This is a genomic window from Microbacterium awajiense, assembly GCF_039536545.1.
Classification (GTDB): Bacteria; Actinomycetota; Actinomycetes; order Actinomycetales; family Microbacteriaceae; genus Microbacterium; species Microbacterium awajiense.
In genome coordinates this window covers 818,238-840,790 of sequence record NZ_BAAAYU010000001.1, presented here as the reverse complement: position 1 = coordinate 840,790, position 22,553 = coordinate 818,238, and the positions used below count along the sequence as shown (strand labels likewise).

General features: G+C 71.9%; 15 protein-coding genes and 1 pseudogene. 8 read left to right on the top strand and 8 right to left on the bottom strand.

Annotation, left to right across the window (positions count from 1 at the left end):
* Positions 1-23: 23 nt before the first annotated feature.
* Positions 24-1,046: an endonuclease/exonuclease/phosphatase family protein gene (locus ABD663_RS04220; RefSeq protein WP_344736616.1), complete on the bottom strand. Its 1,023-nt coding sequence runs from the start codon at positions 1,044-1,046 to the stop codon at positions 24-26.
* A 63-nt stretch (positions 1,047-1,109) separates the two neighbouring features.
* Between ABD663_RS04220 and ABD663_RS04215 the strand changes: the two genes are divergently transcribed.
* Positions 1,110-1,973 (top strand): PHP domain-containing protein, encoded by an 864-nt coding sequence (locus tag ABD663_RS04215; protein WP_344736615.1) that lies wholly within the window; start codon positions 1,110-1,112, stop codon positions 1,971-1,973.
* Between the two features lie 60 nt (positions 1,974-2,033).
* Here ABD663_RS04215 and ABD663_RS04210 read toward each other — a convergent pair whose 3' ends face one another.
* Complete coding sequence (locus ABD663_RS04210) at positions 2,034-2,456, bottom strand: SHOCT domain-containing protein (protein WP_344736614.1); 423 nt, start codon at positions 2,454-2,456, stop codon at positions 2,034-2,036.
* A gap of 64 nt (positions 2,457-2,520) precedes the next feature.
* Entirely contained in the window at positions 2,521-3,957 is a 1,437-nt protein-coding gene (locus ABD663_RS04205; RefSeq protein ID WP_344736613.1) for a DEAD/DEAH box helicase, read from the bottom strand.
* Positions 3,958-4,129: 172 nt separating this feature from the next.
* Between ABD663_RS04205 and ABD663_RS04200 the strand changes: the two genes are divergently transcribed.
* Positions 4,130-4,846, top strand: a complete 717-nt coding sequence (locus ABD663_RS04200) for a ferritin-like fold-containing protein (protein ID WP_344736612.1) — start codon at positions 4,130-4,132, stop codon at positions 4,844-4,846.
* A gap of 9 nt (positions 4,847-4,855) precedes the next feature.
* Here ABD663_RS04200 and ABD663_RS04195 read toward each other — a convergent pair whose 3' ends face one another.
* Entirely contained in the window at positions 4,856-5,146 is a 291-nt protein-coding gene (locus ABD663_RS04195; protein WP_344736611.1) for a hypothetical protein, read from the bottom strand.
* Between the two features lie 11 nt (positions 5,147-5,157).
* Positions 5,158-5,382: a DUF3107 domain-containing protein gene (locus ABD663_RS04190; RefSeq protein ID WP_344736924.1), complete on the bottom strand. Its 225-nt coding sequence runs from the start codon at positions 5,380-5,382 to the stop codon at positions 5,158-5,160.
* A gap of 127 nt (positions 5,383-5,509) precedes the next feature.
* Here ABD663_RS04190 and ABD663_RS04185 point away from each other — a divergent pair, with 127 nt between their 5' ends.
* The gene (locus tag ABD663_RS04185; RefSeq protein ID WP_344736610.1) at positions 5,510-8,764 is read left to right on the top strand and encodes an ATP-dependent helicase; all 3,255 of its coding nucleotides are present in this window, start codon (positions 5,510-5,512) and stop codon (positions 8,762-8,764) included.
* The gene (locus ABD663_RS04180; RefSeq protein WP_344736609.1) at positions 8,761-12,414 is read left to right on the top strand and encodes an ATP-dependent helicase; all 3,654 of its coding nucleotides are present in this window, start codon (positions 8,761-8,763) and stop codon (positions 12,412-12,414) included. Before ABD663_RS04185 ends, ABD663_RS04180 begins: the two co-directional genes overlap by 4 nt.
* A 263-nt stretch (positions 12,415-12,677) precedes the next feature.
* Here the strand turns inward: ABD663_RS04180 and ABD663_RS04175 are convergent.
* Positions 12,678-13,439: pseudogene (locus ABD663_RS04175) on the bottom strand (phosphotransferase); the annotation flags it as partial.
* Between the two features lie 76 nt (positions 13,440-13,515).
* On the opposite strand from ABD663_RS04175, the gene nudC reads away from it, so the two are divergent.
* Both nudC and ABD663_RS04165 read left to right on the top strand, forming a co-directional pair.
* On the top strand, positions 13,516-14,412 hold the full coding sequence (gene nudC, locus ABD663_RS04170) for an NAD(+) diphosphatase (RefSeq protein ID WP_344736607.1): 897 nt from the start codon (positions 13,516-13,518) through the stop codon (positions 14,410-14,412).
* Positions 14,409-16,157 (top strand): ATP-dependent helicase, encoded by a 1,749-nt coding sequence (locus ABD663_RS04165; RefSeq protein ID WP_425561762.1) that lies wholly within the window; start codon positions 14,409-14,411, stop codon positions 16,155-16,157. Before nudC ends, ABD663_RS04165 begins: the two co-directional genes overlap by 4 nt.
* On the opposite strand, the gene ABD663_RS04160 is transcribed toward ABD663_RS04165, so the two are convergent.
* Positions 16,051-16,800 carry a hypothetical protein gene (locus tag ABD663_RS04160; protein WP_344736605.1) on the bottom strand — a complete coding sequence of 250 codons (750 nt, stop codon included), beginning with the start codon at positions 16,798-16,800 and terminating at the stop codon, positions 16,051-16,053. The genes ABD663_RS04165 and ABD663_RS04160 overlap by 107 nt on opposite strands.
* An 84-nt stretch (positions 16,801-16,884) precedes the next feature.
* On the bottom strand, positions 16,885-18,273 hold the full coding sequence (locus ABD663_RS04155; RefSeq protein WP_344736604.1) for a zinc-dependent metalloprotease: 1,389 nt from the start codon (positions 18,271-18,273) through the stop codon (positions 16,885-16,887).
* Between the two features lie 125 nt (positions 18,274-18,398).
* Here ABD663_RS04155 and ABD663_RS04150 point away from each other — a divergent pair, with 125 nt between their 5' ends.
* Entirely contained in the window at positions 18,399-19,520 is a 1,122-nt protein-coding gene (locus ABD663_RS04150; RefSeq protein ID WP_425561750.1) for a YlbL family protein, read from the top strand.
* A gap of 106 nt (positions 19,521-19,626) precedes the next feature.
* On the top strand, positions 19,627-22,551 hold the full coding sequence (locus ABD663_RS04145; RefSeq protein WP_344736601.1) for a UPF0182 family membrane protein: 2,925 nt from the start codon (positions 19,627-19,629) through the stop codon (positions 22,549-22,551).
* Positions 22,552-22,553 lie beyond the last annotated feature (2 nt).

Genomic DNA, 22,553 nt, shown 5'->3' with positions numbered 1-22,553 from the left:
CTCGCACGCGAGGGCCGTGCGGGTCAGGGGGAGACGGGCTCGAGCTGGACGACGAGGGGGCGGTGGTCGCTCTCGGATCCGCCGTCGGCGCGCAGCACGATCGACCCGGTCGCCTCCCAGTGGGACGAGGCCATCACATGGTCGATCGGCGCACCCAGCAGGGCCGGGAGCGCGGTCGTCCAGGTGCCCACCGATCCGCCGCCGGTCTCGACCGCGGCGTCGTGGCACAGGCCGAGGTCGCCGCCGTCCACGCCGAGTCCGCCCATGTGGTCGACCGTGGCGTTGAAGTCGCCGGCCATGATGACGTCTGCGCCGCCGCACTGGTCGGCCAGCCATTGCAGGTCGTCTCGCCAGTGCTGCATATAGCTCGGCCGCGGGGCCACGGCGTGCGCCGCCACGACGATGGGTCCGTCACCCGACACCGGCATGGCGACGGCGCTGGGCACGGTGGAGGTGTTGCTGGAGCCGTCCTGCGATGACCGGATGACCGAGTACTCGCCCAGGCGAGGGCTGATCAGCAGCGTCGTCGAGCGGGCATCCCAGCCGTCGGTGCCGTACTCCGCGTGATGGGCCCACATCCGGTGCCCGAGGTCGCGCATCGCGAGGGCGACCTGCTCGCCGGTCTCGATCGTCGTCTCGGGAAGGGTCACGATGTCGGCGTCCATGGCGACGGCGATCCGCGCGACGGTGTCGGGATCGGTCGCGGACCCGGCGGTGTTCCAGGTCATGACGCGGATGCTGGTCGCCGTCTTGTCGGGCAGCTCGTCTGCGGTGACGCCCCGCGACAGGATGATCGTGCCGTTCGCCGCGGCGGCGACGATGAACACCAGCGTGACGGCGAGCGCGCCGCGGCGCAACGGCGGGACGAGCGCGATCAGCAGGGCGACCATCGCCAGACCCGCGAACGCGAGGGCGACGAGGGGCCGGAACGAGATGATCTGGGCGATCGGCGAGAGCCGGTCGACCCGGAAGAACGAGGGCCACGTGAGCACTGCGGCGCCGATGGCGCACAGCAGTGCGACCAGGATCCCGGACTTGCGCAGCACGTCGGCGACTCTATGTCAGCTGTCTGGGAGATCGGTCACCGCCCCGGCGGCTACCCTCGGAACGTGCACACGTCCCGTCGCGTCGAACCTCCGGCCGACCTGCACCTGCACTCAGACCACTCCGACGGCACCGAGACCCCGGCGCGGGTGATGGCCGCCGCGCACCAGTACGGCGTGCGCACCGCGGCGCTGACCGACCACGACACGACCTCGGGGTGGGCCGAGGCCGCCGAGGCGGCGGCATCCCTGGGAATGACCTTCCTTCCCGGCATGGAGCTCTCGGCGCGGCACCAGTGGCGCAGCGTGCACGTGCTCGCCTATCTCGTCGACCCCGACGACGAGGCGCTGCGGGCGATGACCGAGCGCATCCGCACCTCGCGGCTGGATCGCGCGCGGCAGATGGCCGATCGCATCGCCCGCGACTTCGACCTCGATTGGGACGACATCGTCGCCCACACCAGCGACGGCGCCACGATCGGCCGGCCGCACATCGCCGACGCGCTCGTCGCGCGCGGGCTGGTGCGCGATCGCGCTGAGGCGTTCGCGACGATCCTGAGCCCCGGCGGTGACTACTACGTCGCCCTCTATGCGCCCGACCCGGTCACGGCGGTGTCGCTCGTCGTCGGTGCCGGTGGCGTGCCGATCATCGCGCACCCCGCCGGGCGGGCCGGGCTGCTGCCGGACGGGATCATGGAGCGGATGCTTCGCGCGGGTCTGGGCGGGTTCGAACTCGGCCACCGCGAGAACGTCGGCGAGGCACTGCGCGCGCTCGAGCGGCTGTCGGCCGACCGCGACCTGATCGTGACGGGGTCGAGCGACTACCACGGTCAGGGCAAGCCGAATCGGCCCGGCGAGCGCACCACGGCGCCCGACATGGTGCAGCGCATCATCGAACGCGCGACCGGCACGGCGCCGTTCTACCCCTGACGGGCCGAAGCCCCGTCCGACGGGACGGGGCTTCGGCGAAGCGATCAGGCTCTCACGCGATCAGGCGAGCGCCTTGGCCTTGATGGCGTCGTACTCGGCCTGCGTGATCGTGCCGGCGTCGAGCAGGGCCTTGGCCTTGGCGATCTCCTCGGACGGACTCGCTCCGGCGACCTGCTTGATGTAGGCGTCCTGCGCGCTCTTCATCTGAGCGGCCTCGGCGGCACCCCGCTCGGCCATGCCGCGCCCGCGGGCGATGAGGTAGATCAGCGCGGTGAGGAACGGCACGAAGATGAGGAACAGGATCCACAGCGCCTTCCACCAGCCGCTGAGCTTGTGGTCGCGGAACAGGTCTCCGATGATCGAGAACAGCACCATCAGGTAGGCGACGAAGACGAAGATCCACAGGAACCACCAGATGATGTCCCAGAAAGATCCCCAGAATCCGGGGGAGGCGGAGGTGGTCACAGCTTCGATGAACCGCACGGCAGGCCTTTCTCAATGCGAGGGGACGAGGCGCGTCCGCGCCCCGCGGACAACAGGATAGCGGTCAGGCGCTCGGCGCCGCGCCTCCGGCGCGCGGTGCGCGACGCCGACGGCGGCGACGCGGGGCCGGACGACCGTCGTGGTGCTCCTTGCCCGCACCGTCGTGCGTTCCCGCACCCTCGGTCTTCTCGGGCGAGCCGTGCTCGGCGGGCACCTCGGTGCGCGGTGCGTCGGACGGTCCGCGGCGACGGCGGCGGCGCGGGCCGGAGGAGGGACCGGCGGCATCGGTCGTCTTGACCGACTGCGTCTTCGGCGCCGTCGCGATGCGACCCTTCGTACCCTCGGGGATGCCGAGGTCGGCGTACAGATGCGGGCTCGACGAGTAGGTCTCGACCGGCTCGGGCTGGCCGAACTCCAGCGCGCGGTTGATGAGGGCCCACTTGTGCAGGTCCTCCCAGTCGACGAAGGTGACCGCGATACCGGTCTTTCCGGCGCGGCCGGTGCGTCCGGCGCGGTGCAGGTAGGTCTTCTCGTCGTCCGGGATGGTGTGGTTGATCACGTGCGTGACGTCGTCGACGTCGATGCCGCGGGCGGCGACATCGGTCGCGATGAGAACGTCGCGCTTGCCCGCCTTGAACGCGGCCATCGAGCGCTCACGAGCCTCCTGGCTCATGTCGCCGTGGACCGCGGCCGCGTTGAACCCGCGGTCGCTGAGCTCGTCCGTGAGCCTCTGGGCGGCGCGCTTGGTGCGCGTGAAGATGACGGTCTTGCCGCGGCCGTCGGCCTGCAGGATGCGCGCGATCACCTCGTCCTTGTCCAGCGAGTGGGCGCGGTAGACGAGGTGGCGGATGTTCGCCTGCGTCAGACCCTCGTCGGGGTCGTTGGCGCGGATGTGGATCGGATTCGACATGAACCGCCGCGCGAGCGCCACGATCGGCCCGGGCATCGTCGCCGAGAAGAGCTGGGTGTGGCGGACGGGCGGCACCTTCCGGAAGATCTTCTCGATGTCGGGGAGGAATCCCAGGTCGAGCATCTTGTCGGCCTCGTCCAGCACGACCTCGGTCGCGGCGGACAGATCGAGCAGTCGCTGGTTGTTCAGGTCGATGAGGCGGCCGGGTGTGCCGACGACGACCTGCGCGCCGGCCTTCAGCTGGTCGATCTGGCCCTCATAGGCCTTGCCGCCGTAGATGGCGACGACCGACGTGCTGCGGTTGGACGTGAGCATGTCCATGTCCTCGTACACCTGCACGGCGAGTTCGCGGGTCGGGACCACGATGAGCGCCTTGACCCCGTGCTCGGGCGCGGAGCCGAGCCGCTGGACCACGGGGATGCCGAAGCCGAACGTCTTGCCGGTGCCGGTCTTGGCCTGTCCGATGATGTCCTGGCCGGGAAGGCCGAGGGGGATGGTCTGCTCCTGGATGGGGAAGGCATCGACGATGCCGCGCGCGGAGAGCGCTTCGACGATGTCCTGGTCCACGCCGAGTTCGGCGAAGGTCGTCACGATGGGTGCCTGTCCGGCGGTGAGATGACCGCCTGTGGGTGATGGGATCCACGCCCTTCACTCAGCCGCAGGCGCGGGACGCCCCGATCCGTCGCCGGGGCCGCGTACCAGAATACCGGCGCGCGGGACGCGTCGATGACGGTGCGGACGGGCGCGTCCTAGGCTGTAGCGCGTGGTGAAGTGGTTCTGGCAGCGCGAACGCCCCGCCAACCGTGCGCTGTCCTTGCGTGCGCGCGGCGATCTCGGCACGGCGACGCGTGTCGACTTCGAGGAGCTCGCGCCCGACGAGGCCACGTTCCTGGGGCAGGCCGCCTACTTGCAGCTCGGCTTCTTCGAGACGTTGAGCGAGCTGATCGCCCAGACGCCCGAGCTCGACGAGAAGGAGTCGCTCTCACGCGCGGCCGGCGCCGCGCTGACCAAGCACGAGGAGCTGGTCGCGCTCATTCGCGACAAGGACGAGGACCCGACGACGCTCATGCTGCCGTTCCGTGAGCCGCTCGACGCCTTCCGGCGTGCGACCCATGGGGTGCGACCGCCCGAGACGATGCTCTCGGTGCACATCATCGCCGGGATGCTGGATGACTTCTACCTCGCGCTGTCGGCGAGCTACGGCGACACCGGACGCAAGGTCGCACGGATCCTCCAGGCGGACAACGACCGGCAGGCCATCGCCGATCTCATCCGGCAGTCGATCGCCGGCGACGAGGAGTGGCGGTCGCTCCTGGCGATGTGGGGCCGACGCCTCGTCGGCGACACCCTGCTCATCGCACGGGCGGCGCTGCGACCGGCCCATCTGAGGATCGCCGACGAGGAGAAGGTCGAACCGGTGTTCACCGAGCTGATGGCCGCCCACTCGCGGCGCATGGACGAGCTGGGCCTCGCAGCGTGACCGCGCAGCTCAGCCGATCCTGAGCCGCACCCGCTCGTCGGCGTCGTGCCGACGACGCAGGCGCGTGAGCAGGATGACGGCGGGGTAGGTGACGGCGGGCGGCACGACGAGGGCCGACAGCCACAGCCACGGACTGTCGAGGCCGAGGCCGGCCCACGTCAGGATCGTCCAGGCGAGCCCTGCCGAGACGGCGCCGACCATGGGCGCGAGCACGGGGCCGCGCGTGTCCCGCCCGGCGGCGGAGAAGTGGACGCCGACGCCGATGAGTGCGCCGACGAGGAGGGCGAGGAGGATCTGCACGTCGCCGCCGATCAGGCCACGAAGCCGACGCGGCGGGACTCCTCGGTGCCCAGCTCGATGTAGGCCAGACCCGCTGTGGGCACGATGTAGGAATTGCCCTTCGTGTCGGAGAAGCTCACGTGCGTCGCTCCGGAGTCGAGGGCGCTCGCGACGGACTTCTTCACCGCCGCCGCGGGTTCGTTCGTCTCGAAGCTGAGCTCGCGGCCGGTGTTGACGATGCCGATGCGGATCTCCACGTGGGTGCCTTTCTGCGTTGCCGGTGAGGGCATGGCCAGCCTACGTCACGCCGGGCAGGCGACCGCCGGCCATCGCGAACGCTCTGGGCGAACGCGCCATGTCCGCGCGGCGCGCTAGCGTCGGAGCATGCCCGCCGGTCCGCCCCCGCTCGTCGACGACGAACGGCAGGCCGAGGTGGTGGCGCTGCCCGCCGGCGCCTCCGGAGTCGTTCTCGGCGGGCCCGGCACGGGCAAGACCGCGACCCTCATCGCCAGGGTCTCCACGCTGCTGCGGTCGGGCGTGGTGCAGCCGGACGAGCTGCTGGTGCTCACGCCGACACGGCAGACGGCGACCGCGCTGCGCGACCGCCTGGCGGCAGGGCTCGACATCGCCACACCGGGCCCCCTGGCGCGATCCATCGCCTCGTTCGCCTTCCAGGTCGTGCGCGCCGCCGCGGTCGCCGCGAAGGAGCCCCTCCCGCAGCTGCTGACGGCGGGTGACCAGGACCGCATCATCGCCGAGCTGCTCGCCGGCGACGACGAGGACGCCGCGTCGGGTCGACCGCGGTGGCCCGAGCGGCTGGGGTCGGCGCTGCGCGGATCGCGCCAGTTCCGCTCGGAACTGCGGGCGCTGTTCGCGGAGTGCGCCGAGCGAGGGATCTCGCCCGCCGACCTCGGTGAAGTGGGGCGCGCGGCGTCGCGTCCAGCGTGGGTGGCCGCCGGATCGTTCTTCGCCGAGTACCGCGACACCCTCGGCGCGATGCGGGCGGCGCATCGCGAAGCGGCCGAGTTGGTCGTCGAAGCGGCCTCGCTGCTGACCGGCACCGGTCCGGTCGCCGACGCGCGGGTCGGCCCCGCGGGTCGTCTGCGCGTCGTCCTCGTCGACGACGCCCAGGAACTGTCGGCCGGCGGTCTCGCCCTGGTGGCTGCGCTGCGCCGTCGCGGCGTCGCGGTGCTCGCACTGGGCGACCCCGACATCGGTTCCGGAGCGTTCCGGGGTTCGGGTCCCGAGCTGTTCGCCCGGCTGTGCGCGACACTCGGCTCGACGTGGGTGCTCGACGCGCCGCACCGTGCGGCGCCCGAGATCACGCATCTCGTGCGGACCGTGACCGCGGCCATCGGCGTCGCCGGGCGCGTCGAGCATCGCCGTGCCCCGGGTGCGGCCCCCGAGGGCGACGGGGTGACGACGCACGTGCTCGGGTCGCCGTTCGAAGAGGTGGATCGCGTTGCGCGCCTGCTGCGCGAGTGGCATGTCATGCACGGCACGCCGTGGGGGCGGCTCGCGGTGATCGTCCACGACTCGCGGCAGGTCTCCGACCTCGAGGTCGAGCTCGCCGCCCGCGAGGTTCCCACACGCGCCGCCGCGCTTCCTCGGCCGCTCGGCGGCGAGCAGGTGGTGCGCGACCTGCTGTCGGTGGTCTCGCTCGGCCTCGCACCGGCGGGGGAGCGGCAGTACGACGACCTCGTGGCTGCTCTGCTCTCGCCGTTCGGGGGACTCGACGCGGTGAGCGTGCGGCGGCTGCGGGCGCGCCTGCGCCAGGCGGAGCTCGCCGACGGCGGCGCTCGCGCAGCGCGAGAGCTGCTCGTCGAGGCCATGGCCGACCCGATCGAACTGGCCGGACAGACCGCGCCCGAGGGCCGCGCGGCGGCACGGCTCGCCGAGACGCTCGCCGCGGTGCACGCACAGGGCCGGCGCGGCGTCGACATCCACCGGCTGCTGTGGACGGTGTGGGACGCCGCCCGCTCGCCGTCCGGCCGTCGGCTGGCCGACGCCTGGGGAGAAGCGGCATCCGCCCCGGGAGCCCTCGCGGCCGAGACCGGCCGGGCTCTGGACGCCCTGGTCGCGCTCTTCGACGCCGCGAAGCGGTTCGTCGAGCGCTCGCCGGGTGAGAGGCCCGAGGTGTTCGTGCGTCGTGTCCTCGACAGCGCCGTGCCCGAGGACACCCTCACCACGCCGGATCGACCTGACGCCGTCGCCGTGCTGACGCCCGCCGCGGCCCTGGGCACGGAATTCGACGGAGTGGTCGTGGCGGGCGTGCAGGACGGCGTGTGGCCGAACCTTCGGCTGCGCGGCGGCAGCCTCGAGTCATGGCGGCTCGCCGACGACGTGCGCGTGTGGCGCGAGACCGGTGGCGTCCCTGAGGCACCCGACGTCGTCGACCGCCGACGTGCGGCGCTGCACGATGAGCTGCGCCTGTTCGTGCGTGCCGTCTCGCGGGCCCGTTCCCGCGTCGCGGTGACGGCCGTCGACGACGACGATCTCGGTCCCAGTCCGCTGTTCGGCTTTCTGCCGGACCCCCAGCCGGGCCGCGACGCCGAGGCGGAGCATCCGTTCACACTGCGCGGACTCGTGGCGCGCCACCGGCGGACCCTCACGGTCTCCGCGTCCGACGATGAGAGGGCCGCGGCCGCCGCACAGCTTGCCGTCATGGTGCGCGAGCGCGTGCCCGGTGCCGATCCGTCCGAGTGGTTCGGCCTGCGGGCGCCGACCGCGACCGGGCCGCTGCGCGATGCCGACCGGGTGCCGGTGCCGCTGTCGCCCTCGAAGCTCAAGACCTTCGAGGAGTGCCCGCTGGACTGGGCGATCCGCGCACTCGGCGGCGACGTGCGGACGTGGTCGGCGGGCGCGGGCACGATCCTGCACGCCGCGATGGAGGATGTGCCGACGGGCGAGCTGGACGACCTGCGCGCCGTGGTGGACGCACGGTGGGGCGAACTCGAGTTCGAGGCGGACTGGCTCTCGCGCAAAGAGCGCGCGTGGGCCGAGGTACTCACCGGACGGCTGCACGCCTATCTGCGGGAGTTCCACCGCCACGGCGGCGTCGCGCTCGGCGCCGAGTCGCGGTTCCGGCTCGCGGTGGGACTCGACGCCGAGCCGGATGCCGCGACACCCGTGCACGTGCTGGCCCCCGACGCCGAGCGGCCCGAGGGCAGGCTGGCGGTGCTCAGCGGATCCATCGACCGGGTGGAGCGCTTCGCTGCCGGTGCGGGGGAACGGCTGCCGATCGACCCCGACGACCCCGCCGACCGCGTCGTGATCGCCGACCTGAAGACCGGACGGTCGGAGAAGCGCCTCGCCGATGCCAAGGTCGTGGACGACCCGCAGCTCGCCGCCTACCAGCTCGCCCTCCTGGAGGGATCGATCCCCGGCACCGAGGGTGCGCGCAACGCCGGCGCCCGGCTCATCGTGCTCTCGCACACCACGCGGGCGGAGCCCCAGTACCGGCTCGCCCGCCAGCCGCCGATGGATGCGGCGGCGCGTGCGGCCTTCCTCGAGCGCATCGTGCGCGTCGCGCGAGAGATGGCGGCCGCCAGCTTCGCGGCGCCCGTCGATGCGCACTGCGCCACGTCGCGCTTCGGTGTGTGCGCACTGCACACCGTGAAGGCGGTGTCGTCGTCATGACCGCCGCCGCGGACGGGCGGCTCTCCGCCCGCACGATCGCAGCCGCGCTCGGCCTGCCGCCGCCGACCGACGAGCAGGTCGCCGTGATCGAGTCTCCGATGTCGCCCGCGATCGTCGTCGCCGGTGCGGGCAGCGGCAAGACCGAGACGATGGCGGGGCGCGTGGTGTGGCTCGTCGCGAACGGCTTCGTGCGCGCCGACCAGGTGCTGGGCCTGACCTTCACGCGCAAGGCCGCGGGCGAGCTGGCAGAGCGGATCCAGCGACGCCTCGAGACGATCGGCCTCTACCGCCGCCGCGGCCTGCTGCCGCATCTGCGGGCCGTCGTGGCGCGCGACGATCTCACCGCGTTCTGGCGCGACCACGCCGCCTTGCCCGCGCGGGCCCGCGACGCCGCTCTCGCGTCGCTGCTCGATCGGGTCGCGGTGGACGCCGACGCGCGCGCGGACGCCGACGTCGCGGCCGACGAGCTGCTCGACCGGGCGCGGGTCGCCACCTACAACGCCTTCGCCGACGCCATCGTGCGCGAGCACGGCGCACGGATCGGCCGCGATCCCGACTCTGCGCTGCTGAGCCAGTCGGGGTCGTGGCTGCTGGCGCGCCGGGTCGTCGTCGCCTCGTCCGACGAGCGGCTCGCCGACCGCGATGAAGCCTTCACCACGGTCGTGGACGCCGTGCACCGCGTCGCGGGGGAGCTGCTCGACAACCGGGTCGATTCGGCCGACCTCGCGGCGTTCGGTCAGCGGTGGGCCGACCGACTCGCGACGGTGCGATGTCGGCTGAAGGGCGAGCAGGATCGCGTCGACGCCGCGCGTCGCAACCTGAGCGCGCTGCCGATCCTGGCGGGCCTGGCCGAGGATTACGCCCGCGTCAAACAGGACGAGGACACCCTCGACTTCGCCGACCAGGTCGCCGGCGCGCTGCGCATCGTCGAGAACGCACCCGAGGTCGCTCAGGAGGTGCGCGAGCTCTACCCGGTGGTGCTTCTCGACGAGTATCAGGACACGTCGGTGATCCAGACCCAGCTGCTCGCGACCCTGTTCCGCGACACCGCCGTGATGGCGGTCGGCGACCCGCATCAGTCGATCTACGGCTGGCGCGGGGCATCCGCCGACAACCTCGGTGCCTTCGCGGCGGCGTTCGCGCACGCGGGTCCCGTCGGCGAGCACCGGCTGATGACCAGCTGGCGCAACGACCGGGCCGTGCTCGCGGCCGCCAATGCGCTGCTCGTCCACGCGGACGCACCCGGCGTCACCGTGGCCGAGCTGGCTCCGCGTCCCGGCGCAGGCGACGGCCGGGTCGAGTGCCGGTTCACGACGAGCGTCGACGACGAGGCGGCCGAGGTCGCGGCGTGGTTCTCGCAGGTGCGGGCGCGCCACGACCGTGAGCAGGAGCGCCGGATCGCCGAGGCGCCCCCCGGGGAGAACCCCGTGCGCGTCCCGCACTCCGGAGCCGTGCTGTTCCGCACGAAGCGGCATATGCAGCTGTTCTCCGATGCGCTCAACCGCGCAGGCGTCCCGAACCGCATCCTGGGCCTGGGCGGGCTGCTGTCCGCCCCCGAGGTGGTCGACGTCGTCTCGGCTCTGCGTGTCGTGCACGATCCGACCCAGGGATCCGCCCTGTTGCGCGTGCTCGCGGGGCCCCGATTCGCCATCGGCGTGCCCGATCTCGCGGCGCTCAACGACCTCGCCGAGGCGCTCGCGCGCCGGGACGAGTCGCTGGCCCCGTTCGACGACGCCCTCGCCGAGAGGCTGCGCGGCTCGGCAGGCACCGACGAGCAGGCGTCGATCATCGACGCGCTCGACGCCCTGCGCCGGCTTCCGCGCGACTACCGATTGCTCGAGCGGTTCTCCGACGAGGGACTGCGCCGGCTGCGCGAGGCGGGTGACCTGTTCGATCGTCTGCGCCGCTCGGTCGGTCAGCCGATCCCCGACCTCATCCGGCTCATCGAGATCGAGCTGCGTCTCGACGTCGAACTCGCCGCGAACGAGGCCCGCGGGCCGGCGCGACTGGCCTCATCCCGACTGCGCACCTTCCTCGACGAGGTGCGCGCGTTCCTCCTGGCCGACGATCGCGGCTCGATCGGCAGTCTGCTGGCGTGGCTCGACCACGCCGAGGAGACGGACGAGCTCATGCCCCGCCCCGAGCCGCCCGAACCCGGCGTCGTGCAGCTGCTGTCGGTCCACGGTTCGAAGGGTCTCGAGTGGGACGCCGTCGCGGTGGTGCGCCTGGTCGAACAGGAGCTGCCCAAGGCGGCGCGCACGGTCGCGGGCTGGCTGGGTTTCGGGGTGCTGCCGTACGCGATGCGCGGCGACCGGGCGGCCCTGCCGCGGCTGGAGTGGGAGCTGGACGACGACGACGCCGACCTGCCCGCGGCCATCGAGGCCTTCCGTGACGCCGACCGTGCTCACCAGGAGCGGGAAGAACGGCGGCTCGCCTACGTCGCGGTCACCCGAGCGCGCTCGGACCTGCTGCTGACCGGGGCGCACTGGGCCGGCCAACGGTCGTCACGGCAGCCCAGCCGCTATCTCGCCGAGATGCTCGACGCCCTCGGTCTCGATCCCGTCGCATCCGAGCCGGGGGAGGACCCCTACGCCGATCAGGGCGGTCGGGTGCTGCAGTGGCCGATGGATCCGCTGGGCGACCGCCGTGCGGCCGTCGAACGGGCCGCGGCCCAGGTCGCAGCCGCCGACGGCGCCGCCGAGCCGGACGCCGCGCTGGTGCGGCTCCTGGCAGAGGACGCGGCGCGGCGGCGCGGTCGCGTCGCGCTGCCGCCTGCGCGCATCGGGGCATCGCGGTTCAAGGACTTCCTCGGCGACTACCGGTCGGCGGTGCGTGCGATCGCGCGGCCGATGCCGGAGCGGCCGTACGCCGAGACCCTGCGCGGAACGCTGTTCCACGCATGGGTGGAGCAGCGTTCGGGTCTCGCGGGCCGCGGGACCTCGCTCGACGACGGGCTGTGGGAGCACGACGACGACGCGCCCGACGCCGAACCCACGCGCGAACAGAGCGTCGCCCTCGAGGCGCTCAAGGCCACCTTCGAGAGTTCGGAGTGGGGACCTCTGCAGCCGATCGAAGTCGAGTGCGAGATCGACATCGTGCTCGATGGTGCCGGCGAGCTCGGTCACGTGGTGTGCAAGCTCGACGCGGTCTACCGCCGCGAGGACCGCGGCGGTCGCATCGAGATCGTCGACTGGAAGACGGGTCGTCCGCCGCGCGATGATGCCGAGAAGGACGAGCGGATGCTGCAGCTCGCGCTCTACCGGCTCGCCTATCACAAGCGCAGTGGCGTTCCGCTCGACGAGATCGACGTCGCCCTCTACTACGTCGCGCACGATCTCGTCGTGCGCTCCGAGCGGGTCTACTCCGAGGCCGAGCTGGTCCAGCGCTGGAACGCCGCCCGCGATGCGCGTGCGGGCTCGTCGGCATCGACATCCGCGTCCGGGGCCTCCGATCCCGCGCCGGACGTCGCCGACGACGGGAGATCGATGGGTGCCGTCGACGTGTCGTCGGCCGGCGGGATCGCGCTCGATTCCGCCGACTCGGCGGGCTCGGTGCCTGCCGCGCCCTCCGCCGATGCGGATGCCCGACCCTCGACGTCGTCCGGGACGTCGTCGTCCGACACCCACAGCGAGAGCTCTTCGGGGTCGTAGGCGTCGGTGTGCATCGAGGTGTCGACCGCTGCCGCCGTCGCGTCCGGCATCCGTTCGAGCAGGGCGATCGCGTCGTCGACGTCGAGACCTTCGTCGACGATCAGCGTCTGGCCGTGCACGCCTTCGGCGAGGGAGGACAGCAGCGAGACGGCGTCGTCGACGATCTCCTCTCGCCCCGTCTCGACGCCGTGCACGAGCCAGCGGGCGAATTCGAGCTCGGCGTAGAGTCGGGCGCGCTCGCGCGCGTGGACGTCGGGGGCGCGCTCGCTGCGGGCGACGTAGGCCGTGTAGACGTCGTCGGCGGCCGCCGGCGCCGACGAGAGCCACTGCAGATCGGTCGCCGGATCGCCCACCGAGAGCCCGTGCCAGTCGAGCACGCCGGTCACGGTCGGCACGCCCTCGACGTCCTCGAAGAGGAACGAGGCGGCGCCGGCTCCGCCGAGAACGACCGCAGGGTCGAAGCGCCACAGCGCGTCGGCGGCGACCGCCAGTCGCCAGCGTTCGAGCAGCGCCTCGGGGAGACGGCGAGTGGCCTGGGCGCGATCGACCACCCGCGCCGCATCGTCCCGGACCTGCTGCGGCGTGCGCACGGGGAGGCCCTCGGTGCGCACGATCGAGAGCGGAAGACCGTGCAGCGCGGCCAGAGCCGCACCGATCGACGTCGCCGCACCGCGGCCGGGCGGCAGCTGATCGGCGTCGACGCGGTAGCCGGGCAGGAAGTCGACCACGAGGGCGCTGCCGTCGCCGAGGGCGGTCTCGCCGAGCAGCTCCGGAGCGCGGAAGGGCAGCAGTCCGCGCACGCCGGGGGTGAGGGCGCGCAGCGCGCGTGCCTGGGCGGCGAGCTCGGGTGCGTCGCCGGCATCGACGGCGGCGCGCACGACGACCTTGCGTCCGTCTTCGAGTTGGGCGACGGCTGCGTCGAAGCGGCCTGTCGCCCCCTCGGTGAGGGTGCCGACGCGCACGACGCCGACCCGCGGCAGAGCCGACGTCACCGACGCGGCTAGAGTGAGGGGTGAGCGTGCCATGTGCCCAGGGTAGGTCGGGCGCGCCCCCGGGCCCCCGCGCCACGCCCTGGCCGAACGATGAGAGCCGAGGACACGGATGCCCCCGCAGGACGGCGTAGATCAGCTCGACCGCGCCGCCGAGCGGCGCACCGAGGACCGACTGCTGGACCGTCTGCGTGCCGACGGGACGTCGCGGGTCGTGGTCGTCGCCGGAGACGCCGTCCCGCTGGCATCGGCCGGATCGGTCGCCTGGGTGCCACCCCATGCGGTGGCCCCAGACGCCGAGTGGGCGTTCCTGGGCTTCACCGCGGACGGCGTCGCGCGGCTGGTCGCCGTGCTCGCCGATCCTCGTGCGGACCCGCCGTTCGCGGCGGCGGCGGGGTGGAGCGGGCTGCGCACCGTCGCCCCCGCGGTGGCGCCTGTCGAGGTCGACGCCGTGATCACGGCGCTGAGCCTCGGCCGCTGGCTGCGCGACGCCCCGTTCTGCGTCCGCTGCGGCTCGCGCAGCGAGGTGCGTTCGGCCGGGTGGTCGAGACGATGCCCGGCGTGCGGACTCGAGGACTTCCCCCGAACCGACCCGGCGGTCATCGTCGGCGTCACCAGTGCCGCCGACCCCGACCTGCTGCTGCTGGGTGCGAACGCGGCGTGGGGTGGGCGCATGTACTCGTGCTTCGCCGGGTTCGTCGAGGCGGGGGAGTCGTTGGAGGCCACGGTGCACCGCGAACTGGCCGAAGAGGCCGGGGTCGCGCTGCGCGACGTGCGCTATCGCGGCTCGCAGCCGTGGCCGTTCCCCCGATCGCTCATGTGCGGCTTCCTCGCAACGGCGATCGACGACGGGCTCGCCCGTCCCGACGGCGAGGAGATCGTGGACGTGCGCTGGTTCCACCGCGACGAGATCGGCGCTGCGCTGTCCGGCGACTCCGACTTCGCGCTGCCGGGGCCCGCTTCCATCGCCCATCGGCTCATCGCCGGATGGCACGCGGAGCAGGCGTGACCTCGCCGGCACTCTCCGGCCTCGACGAGCGTCAGCTCGAAGCGGTCACGGCGCTGCGCGGCCCGGTGGTCGTGCTCGCCGGTGCCGGCACCGGCAAGACCCGCGTCATCACGCACCGTATCGCGCACGGTGTCGACACGGGGGCGTACTCGCCCGGGCGTGTGATGGCCGTGACCTTCACCGCCAAGGCCGCCGGTGAGATGCGTGGGCGGCTGCGGGCTCTCGGCGTCTCGGGCGTCGCCGCGCGCACGTTCCACGCCACCGCCCTCGCGCAGCTCAACTACTTCTGGCCCACCCTCGCCGGTGACTCCGTTCCGAAGATCGTGGACAACAAGGTGCGCCTGCTCGCCCACGCCGCCGACGGCATCGGGCTGGATCCCGACCTCGCGACGCTGCGCGACGTCGCCGCCGAGATCGAGTGGCGCAAGGTCACCATGCGCAGCGTCGACGACTACATCGCCGCACGTCCGGACGGGATCGGGCGCCTGAGCGGCGATCGAGTCGCAGCGCTGCACCGCGCCTACGAGAAGCTCAAGGACGAACGACGCCAGCTCGACTTCGAAGATGTGCTGCTCGCGTGCGCCGGGATGCTCGAGTCCGAGCCGCGTGTCGCGCGTGAGGTGCGCGAGCAGTACCGTCACTTCACGGTCGACGAGTTCCAGGACGTCTCGCCGCTGCAGCACCGGCTGCTCGAGCTCTGGCTGGGCGACCGCAGTGACCTGTGCGTCGTCGGCGATGCGAGCCAGACGATCTACTCGTTCGCGGGGGCCGACGCGCGGTTCCTGCTGGAGTTCGGCTCCCGGCATCCGGATGCGCGCGTCGTGCGCCTGGAGCGCAACCACCGCTCTGCGCCCGGCGTGCTCGCGGTCGCGAATGAGCTCATGCGCGATCGGCCGGGGGCCCTGCGGCTGGTGAGCGCCGCCGCGGATGCGGGACCCGCAGAGCAGGCCACGGTCACCGAGTACGCGGACGACGAAGCCGAGGCGCGCGGCGTCGCGCGCCACATCGCCCAACGGATCGCGGACGGGGTCGACCCCTCGTCGATCGCCGTGCTGTACCGATCGCACGCACAGTCGGCCGAGCTCGTGCGGGCGCTCGCAGACGCCGGGGTGCCCTCCACCGTGCTGGGGGGTCGTCGCTTCTTCGACATGCCCGAGGTGCGCCAGGCGATCATGGCGCTGCGGGGCGCCTCGGTCGCACCCCTCGAGACGACGTTCCTCGACGCGGTGCGCGACGTGCTGCGCTCGCTGGGGCTCACGGACGATCCTCCGCAGGCCGGGGGCGCGCTGCGCGACGCGTGGGAGGCGCGGGCGGCCATCCTGCGCCTCGCACAGGAGGCGCCGGAGGGGACGACGCTGCGCGCCTTCACCGATGAGCTCGCCGCCCGCGCCAAGGCCCAGGACGAGCCCGCGCTGCGCACGGTGACCCTTTCCACCCTGCACGCCGCGAAGGGTCTCGAGTGGCCGCACGTCCACCTCATCGGGGTGGCTGAGGGGCAGTTGCCTATCGCCTACGCGACGACCTTCGAGCAGGTCGACGAGGAGCGTCGGCTGGCGTACGTGGGCATCACCCGCGCGGGCAGCACCCTCTCGCTGTCCTGGGCCCGCGGCCCACGCGAACGCCGCGCGTCGCGGTTCCTCACCGAGATCGGCACCCGCATCCTGCGTGCGGAGCGTGGTGGCGCCACCTCCGGCGCAGCGAGCCGGGGCGCAGCTCCACGGACCGCCCCGCCGCGCCGACGCTGAGCACGTGCGCGGCGGCGTCGCCCGCAGCCCAGACCAGTGCCCTCGGCACCGGCGCCGCCGAGGCCAGGAGCTGGGCGGCGAGCGAGGGCCACGCCGCGTCGCGCTCACAGCGCTGCATAGCGAGGCACGCCAGACACGCGGTACGGCCGGGGACGACGAGAGGGCCGACCACGGCCCGATCCGTCCCCACGACGATCGGCAGGTGCGCCCGGTCGTCGCGCATGAGTGCCGCGCCGAGCGCAGGGTCCACGACGTGGCGTGCGGCGAGCACGACGATGCCGGGCGTGGATCCGTCGTATCCCGACGCGAGCTGCACGCTCGCGCCGCGCACGCCGAGCGCCTGCCGCAGCGCGTCCTCCTCGTCGTACGGCAGCGCGGTGCGCAGCACGAGGGGGGCCGCCGTGACGGGATCCACGAGAGCCGGCCGCAGCTGGGCGAGGAATCGACGCCCGGCGTGCGGCGGAGCGCCCCATGCGGTCGCGGTGGCGTCGACGTCGTCGTCGTCGAGCCCGGTCGCGAGCGCGCCGATCAGCCGTTCCTGCCAGGGCGCGGGATCGCGCACGACCGCGACCGCGTCGGTGCCGAACTGCAGGGTCGTGGCGGTGCGCCACAGCGGCGGGTGGCGCGGATCCAGTCGGTGCATGCTCCGAGTGTGGCGCTCCGCCCGGCGGCGCGACCGCTGTCCACAGGCATCCGGCGCGCCGCGACGACTGGGGAGGAGGCGACGTCAGACGGGACGCGGGTCATCGCCTTCGTCGTCCGATCCCGCGTCCTCGGCGCCGTCCGGGGCTGCGGGGTCCTCGCCGGCGAGCAGCCGCGCCAGCGCGTCGTCCATCTCGTCGGTCGGGTCCGCTTCGCCACGAGCGCGAGCCTGCAGACGGGCCACGAGGGCGGACGGGTCGTCGATGTCGGACGAATCGGGCATGAGGTCGGGGTAGTCCCACAGCCCGTCGCGCGCGGCCACGCCCACGGCTTCGGTGACCGCGCGCCACATCGCCGCCGCCTCGCGCATCCGCCGCGGACGCAGCTCGAGCCCGACGAGCGAACCGAGTGCGCGCTCGGCGGGCCCGCCCACGGCGCGGCGGCGGCGCACGGCCTCGGCGATGCGGTCAGCGGAGGGCAGCCTCGACGTGGCGTCCTCGGTCACGACGTCGACCCAGCCCTCGATGGTCGCGAGCAGGTTCTCGAGTCGCGCGAGCGCGGCGTTCTGCGCCTCGGTGCGCGGCGGCAGCAGTTCGCCGCTCTCGACGATGCGTCGGATCTCATCGGGCTGCGACGGATCGATGCGCGAGCCGAGGTCCTCGAGGGCGTCCGTGTCGATGTGGATGCCGCGGGCGAAGTCGGTCACCTGCGAGATGACGTGCAGGCGCAGCCACTTCGAATGGCGGAACAGGCGCGCGTGTGCGAGCTCCCGCGTCGCGATGTAGAGCGCGAGCTGATCGTCGGGGATCTCGAGGCCCTCGCCGAAGTCGGCGAAGTTCTGGGGCAGAATCCCGGCCTCGCCGTCGGGCATCAGCGGAATGCCGACGTCTCCGCCCGAGACCACTTCCTTCGAGAGGTCGCCGACGACACGTCCGAGCTGCGTCGCGATGAGCGTGCCGCCGACCGTGCGCATGATGCGCCCGGCCCCCTGGATCAGCTGGCGCATGTCCTCGGGAGTCTGCTCCTCGAGTGTGCGCGTGATGGCGTCCGAGATGCTCGTCGCGACCGGTGCCGCCAGTTCCTGCCACACCGGCAGCGTCTTCTCGACCCACGTCCCCCGTGTGATCGGGCCCGGGGTGGTGCCGAGTTCCGAGATCGTCGTCGCCTCGCCGAGCCACAGGCGGGCGAGGTTGAAGGCCGCGTCCAGATCGGTGCGCTGGCCCTGGGTCACCCCCAGGCCGTCCTGGTTCGCGATGTGCAGCGCCTGGCGCTTGGCGGCATCCCACGGGATGCCGTCGTCGCCGGCGGCCGCCATGGTGCTCTGCAGGTGCTGCATCACCGTGTTCAGCATCGCCGGGTCGATCCCCATGCCCGACAGCTGGGACAGCTGGTCGGGGTCGAGGTCGCCGGCTCCGCCGAGGAGTCGGCGCAGCAGTTCCTGGAAGTCGTCGTCGCCGCGGTCGTCGTCTGCCACTTCAGCCGCCTTTCAGACAGGTCGTGACGTCGCGTTCTACGCTAGTCGCACGGATTATCGCACTCCCCGGCCGGGACCCGAACACCTTACGCCGGTCGCGAACGACCAGCAGAAAGGTCCCGCTCTTGGCGCTGTTCGACGAGAACGCCTCCGTGACGCCCGAATCGCCCCGCCGCTTGTCGCGCGGGACGGTCGCCGGCATCTGGAGCCTGGCGGTCGCCCTCGGGGTGCTGCTGGTGATCACCTTCCTTCCCACGTCGTATGTCATCGAACAGCCCGGGCCCGTCTACAACACGCTCGGCACCGCCACCGCCGCCGACGGCACCGACGTGCCGCTCATCACGGTCGCCGACGCGCCGACGTATCCGACCGCCGGCGCGCTGGACCTGCTGACCGTGCAGGTCGTCGGCAACCGTCAGCGCACCCCCTCGTGGTTCGAGCTCGCGGCGGCGTGGTTCGACCCGAGGAGGGCGGTGCTGCCGATCGACGCGGTCTTCCCGGACGGGCAGACCGCCGAGGAGCGCAACGAGCAGTCGGCCGCGCTCATGATCGACTCGCAGAAGGAGGCGACCGCTGCAGCGCTCACCGAACTCGGATACGCCGTCGTTCCCCGGCTCACGGTGTACTCGCTCCTGGACGACTCGGCGTCGGCGGGCGTCCTCGAGGAGGGCGATGTGATCCTGACGGCCGAGGGCGAGACGATCGAGGACGCCGCGACGCTGCGTGAGATCATCAACGCCGAGGACGGCGGACCCGTCGCGATGCAGATCGATCGGGAGGGCGAGATCCTCGACGTCTCGGTGACCCCGAACGAGGTCGAGGTCGACGGCGAGTCCACCTGGCTCATCGGGATCACCCTGCTCAACGACTACGAGTTCCCGGTCGATGTGACGATCCAGCTCAACAACGTCGGAGGTCCGAGCGCCGGCATGATGTTCGCACTCGGCATCATCGACGTCATGTCGCCCGACCAGCTCAACGGCGGGGATGTGGTCGCGGGCACCGGCACCATCACCGCCGACGGCACGGTGGGACCGATCGGCGGCATCCGACAGAAGATGTGGGGGGCGCAGGATGCCGGAGCAGACTGGTTCCTCGCACCCGAGACGAACTGCGACGAGGTCGTCGGGCACATCCCCGGAGGCCTGCGGGTGTTCTCGGTGGAGACCCTCGACGACGCGCTCGACGTGCTCGAAGCCGTCCGCGAAGACGGAGATCTCGACGTCCTGCCCACCTGCGAGAGCTGACCGGTCGGCGCAACGGCGGATCGTGACCGCATCGTCACACGATCGGCAGGTTTCGCCCAGCGCGGACTCGGCCGGGATCCAGCGAGCATCTGCCTAGGATGGGACGGTGACCTCGACCTCGTCGCCGACACCGGCCACACCTTCCAGAACAAGGCGCACCGTCGCGATCTCGCTCGCGATCATCGCCGCTATCGTCGTCGCGTTCTTCGTGTTCGCGAGCCTCTACGCCGATTGGCTCTGGTACGAGCAGGTCGGATTCGAGTCGGTGCTGCTGACCCAATGGGTCGCGCGCGTGACGATGTTCGTCATCGGGTTCCTCGGCATGGCCGTGCCGGTGTGGCTCGCGATCCAGCTCGCCTACCGACTGCGACCCGTCTACGCGCGACTGAGCTCGCAGCTGGACCGCTACCAGGAGGTCGTCGAGCCGCTGCGCCGCCTCGCGATGTGGGGTATCCCGATCTTCTTCGGCTTCTTCGCCGGATTCGCCGCGTCGGCCCAATGGGAGACCACCTGGTTGTGGTTCAACGGTGTCGCGACCGATCAGACCGATCCTCAGTTCGGGCTCGACACGGGCTTCTACCTGTTCGCGATGCCGTTCTACGGTGCGCTGCTGGGCTTCGTCTCAGCTGTGCTGCTCATCTCGCTGCTGGTCACGGCGTTCGTGTCGTATCTGTACGGCTCGGTGCGCGTCGGCCAGCGCGAGCTGCGGATCTCGAAGGCCGCGCGCATCCAGCTCGCTGTGCTCGCCGGTCTGTATCTGATCGTGCAGGGCGCGAGTCTGTGGCTCGACCGCTACCGCACGCTCGTCGAGCCCGGCGCGCAGGGCCGCATCACCGGTCCGGGATATACCGAGGCCAACGCGGTCATCCAGGGCCAGACGATCCTCGCGATCGTGGCCGTGGTGGTGGCGATCCTGTTCTTCGTCACGGCGTTCATCGGCCGCTGGCGCTACCCCCTCATCGGCACCGCGCTGCTGGTCGTCTCGGCCATCGTGCTCGGGATCGGCTATCCCTGGGTCGTGCGCACGTTCCAGGTGCAGCCCAACCAGGAAGTCCTCGAGTCGCCGTACTACCAGCGCAACCTCGACGGCACCAAGGTCGCGTACGGCATCGACGACCTGGAGAAGAGCGACTTCACCGCCGAGACCGATGTCGAGCCGGGTCAGCTGCGCGAGGACGCCGCGACGACCGCGTCGATCCGCATCATGGACCCCGCCATCATCGGTCCGACGGTGCGCCAGCTCGAGCAGTACCGGTCGTATTACCAGTTCGCCGACCCGCTCGACGTCGACCGATACGAGATCGACGGCGAGTCGCAGGACACGATCGTCTCGGTGCGCGAACTCAATGTGGATCAGCTCGGCGCCGGTGCGAACTGGCAGACCGAGACGCTCGTCTACACCCATGGCTACGGCATCGTCGCCTCGGCGGGCAACGAGCGCACGGACGACGGCAACCCGGTCTTCCTCGAGCGCGGCATCCCGGCGCAGGGATTCCTGTCGGACGAGCCGGACTTCCAGCCGCGCGTGTACTTCGGCGAGTTCTCGCCGACCTATTCCATCGTCGGTGCGCCCGAGGGCACCGAGCCGATCGAGCTCGACTACCCGTCGGGCAGCGAGGGCAGCGGCAGTCAGACCCTGACGACCTTCGACGGCGACGGCGGGCCCAGCGTGGGCGATTTCTTCAGCCGCCTGATCTACGCGCTGAAGTTCCAGTCGGAGCAGATCCTGTTCTCGGACTCGGTCAACGAGGAGTCGCAGATCCTGTACGACCGCGACCCGCGTCTGCGTGTGCAGAAGGCGGCGCCGTACCTGTCTCTCGACAGCGACCCGTACCCGAGCGTCGTCGACGGGCGCATCGTGTGGATCGTCGACGGGTACACGCTCAGCGCCAACTACCCCTACTCGACGACGGTGAGCCTGCAGCAGGCGATCACCGACTCGAACAACACCGCACCGCGCTTCTCGCTCGACGACATCAACTATGTGCGCAACTCGGTCAAGGCCACCGTCGACGCCTATGACGGCTCGGTGACCCTGTACGCCTGGGACACCGAGGACCCGCTGCTGCAGGCCTGGCAGAAGGTGTATCCCTCGACCCTCGAGCCCATCAGCGAGATGTCGGGCGAGCTGATGAGCCACGTGCGCTATCCGACGGACCTGTTCAAGATCCAGCGCGCGCTGCTGGGCGTCTACCACGTCGACGACCCGCGCGCGTTCTTCGCCCGCGACAACGCATGGGCGACGCCGAACGACCCGCAGAGCGACGCACGGCTGCAGCCGCCGTACTACCTGACGATGCAGATGCCCGGCCAGGACGAGCCGACCTACTCGATGTTCACGACCTTCATCCCCTCGTCGGAGTCGGGTGCGGCCAGCCGCAACGTGCTCATGGGCTACCTCGCGGTCGACGCCAACGCCGGCAGCGAAGCGGGGGTCAAGGCCGAGGACTACGGCAAACTGCGGATGCTCGAGATCTCAGCCGAGACGACCGTTCCCGGTCCCGGCCAGGTGCAGAACACGTTCAACTCCGATCCACAGGTCTCGGCGCAGATCAACCTGCTGCGTCAGGGGCAGTCCGACGTGCTCAACGGCAACCTGCTGACCCTGCCGGTGGGTGGCGGTCTGCTGTACGTGCAGCCGGTGTTCGTCCAGGCGTCCAGCGGCACGCAGCTGCCGACGCTGCAGAAGGTGCTGGTCGCCTTCGGCGACAACATCGCCTTCGAGGACACGCTCGACGAAGCACTGAACGCGCTGTTCGGCGGCGACTCGGGTGCGGATGCCGGCGACGGCGACGTCGCACCGACCCCGGGCGCCACCCCGACCCCCGAGCCGACCGAGCCGGTCGAGCCCACGGAGCCCACCGAACCCACCGAGCCCACGGACGAGTACCAGCAGGCGCTCGACGACGCCCGGCAGGCGATGTTCGACCGTGACGCGGCGCTGAAGGCCGGCGACCTGCAGGCCTTCGCCGAGGCCGATGAGGCGCTCACCGACGCGGTGCAGCGACTGCTCGATCTCAGCGGTCGCTGACC

What these genes read in the sequence shown, in the direction of transcription:
- ABD663_RS04185 (WP_344736610.1), top strand. Translation starts at nt 5,510, where the DNA reads ATGCCCGCCGGTCCGCCCCCGCTCGTCGACGACGAACGGCAGGCCGAG.
- ABD663_RS04180 (WP_344736609.1), top strand. Translation starts at nt 8,761, where the DNA reads ATGACCGCCGCCGCGGACGGGCGGCTCTCCGCCCGCACGATCGCAGCC.
- nudC (WP_344736607.1), top strand. Translation starts at nt 13,516, where the DNA reads ATGCCCCCGCAGGACGGCGTAGATCAGCTCGACCGCGCCGCCGAGCGG.
- ABD663_RS04160 (WP_344736605.1), bottom strand. Translation starts at nt 16,800, where the DNA reads ATGCACCGACTGGATCCGCGCCACCCGCCGCTGTGGCGCACCGCCACG.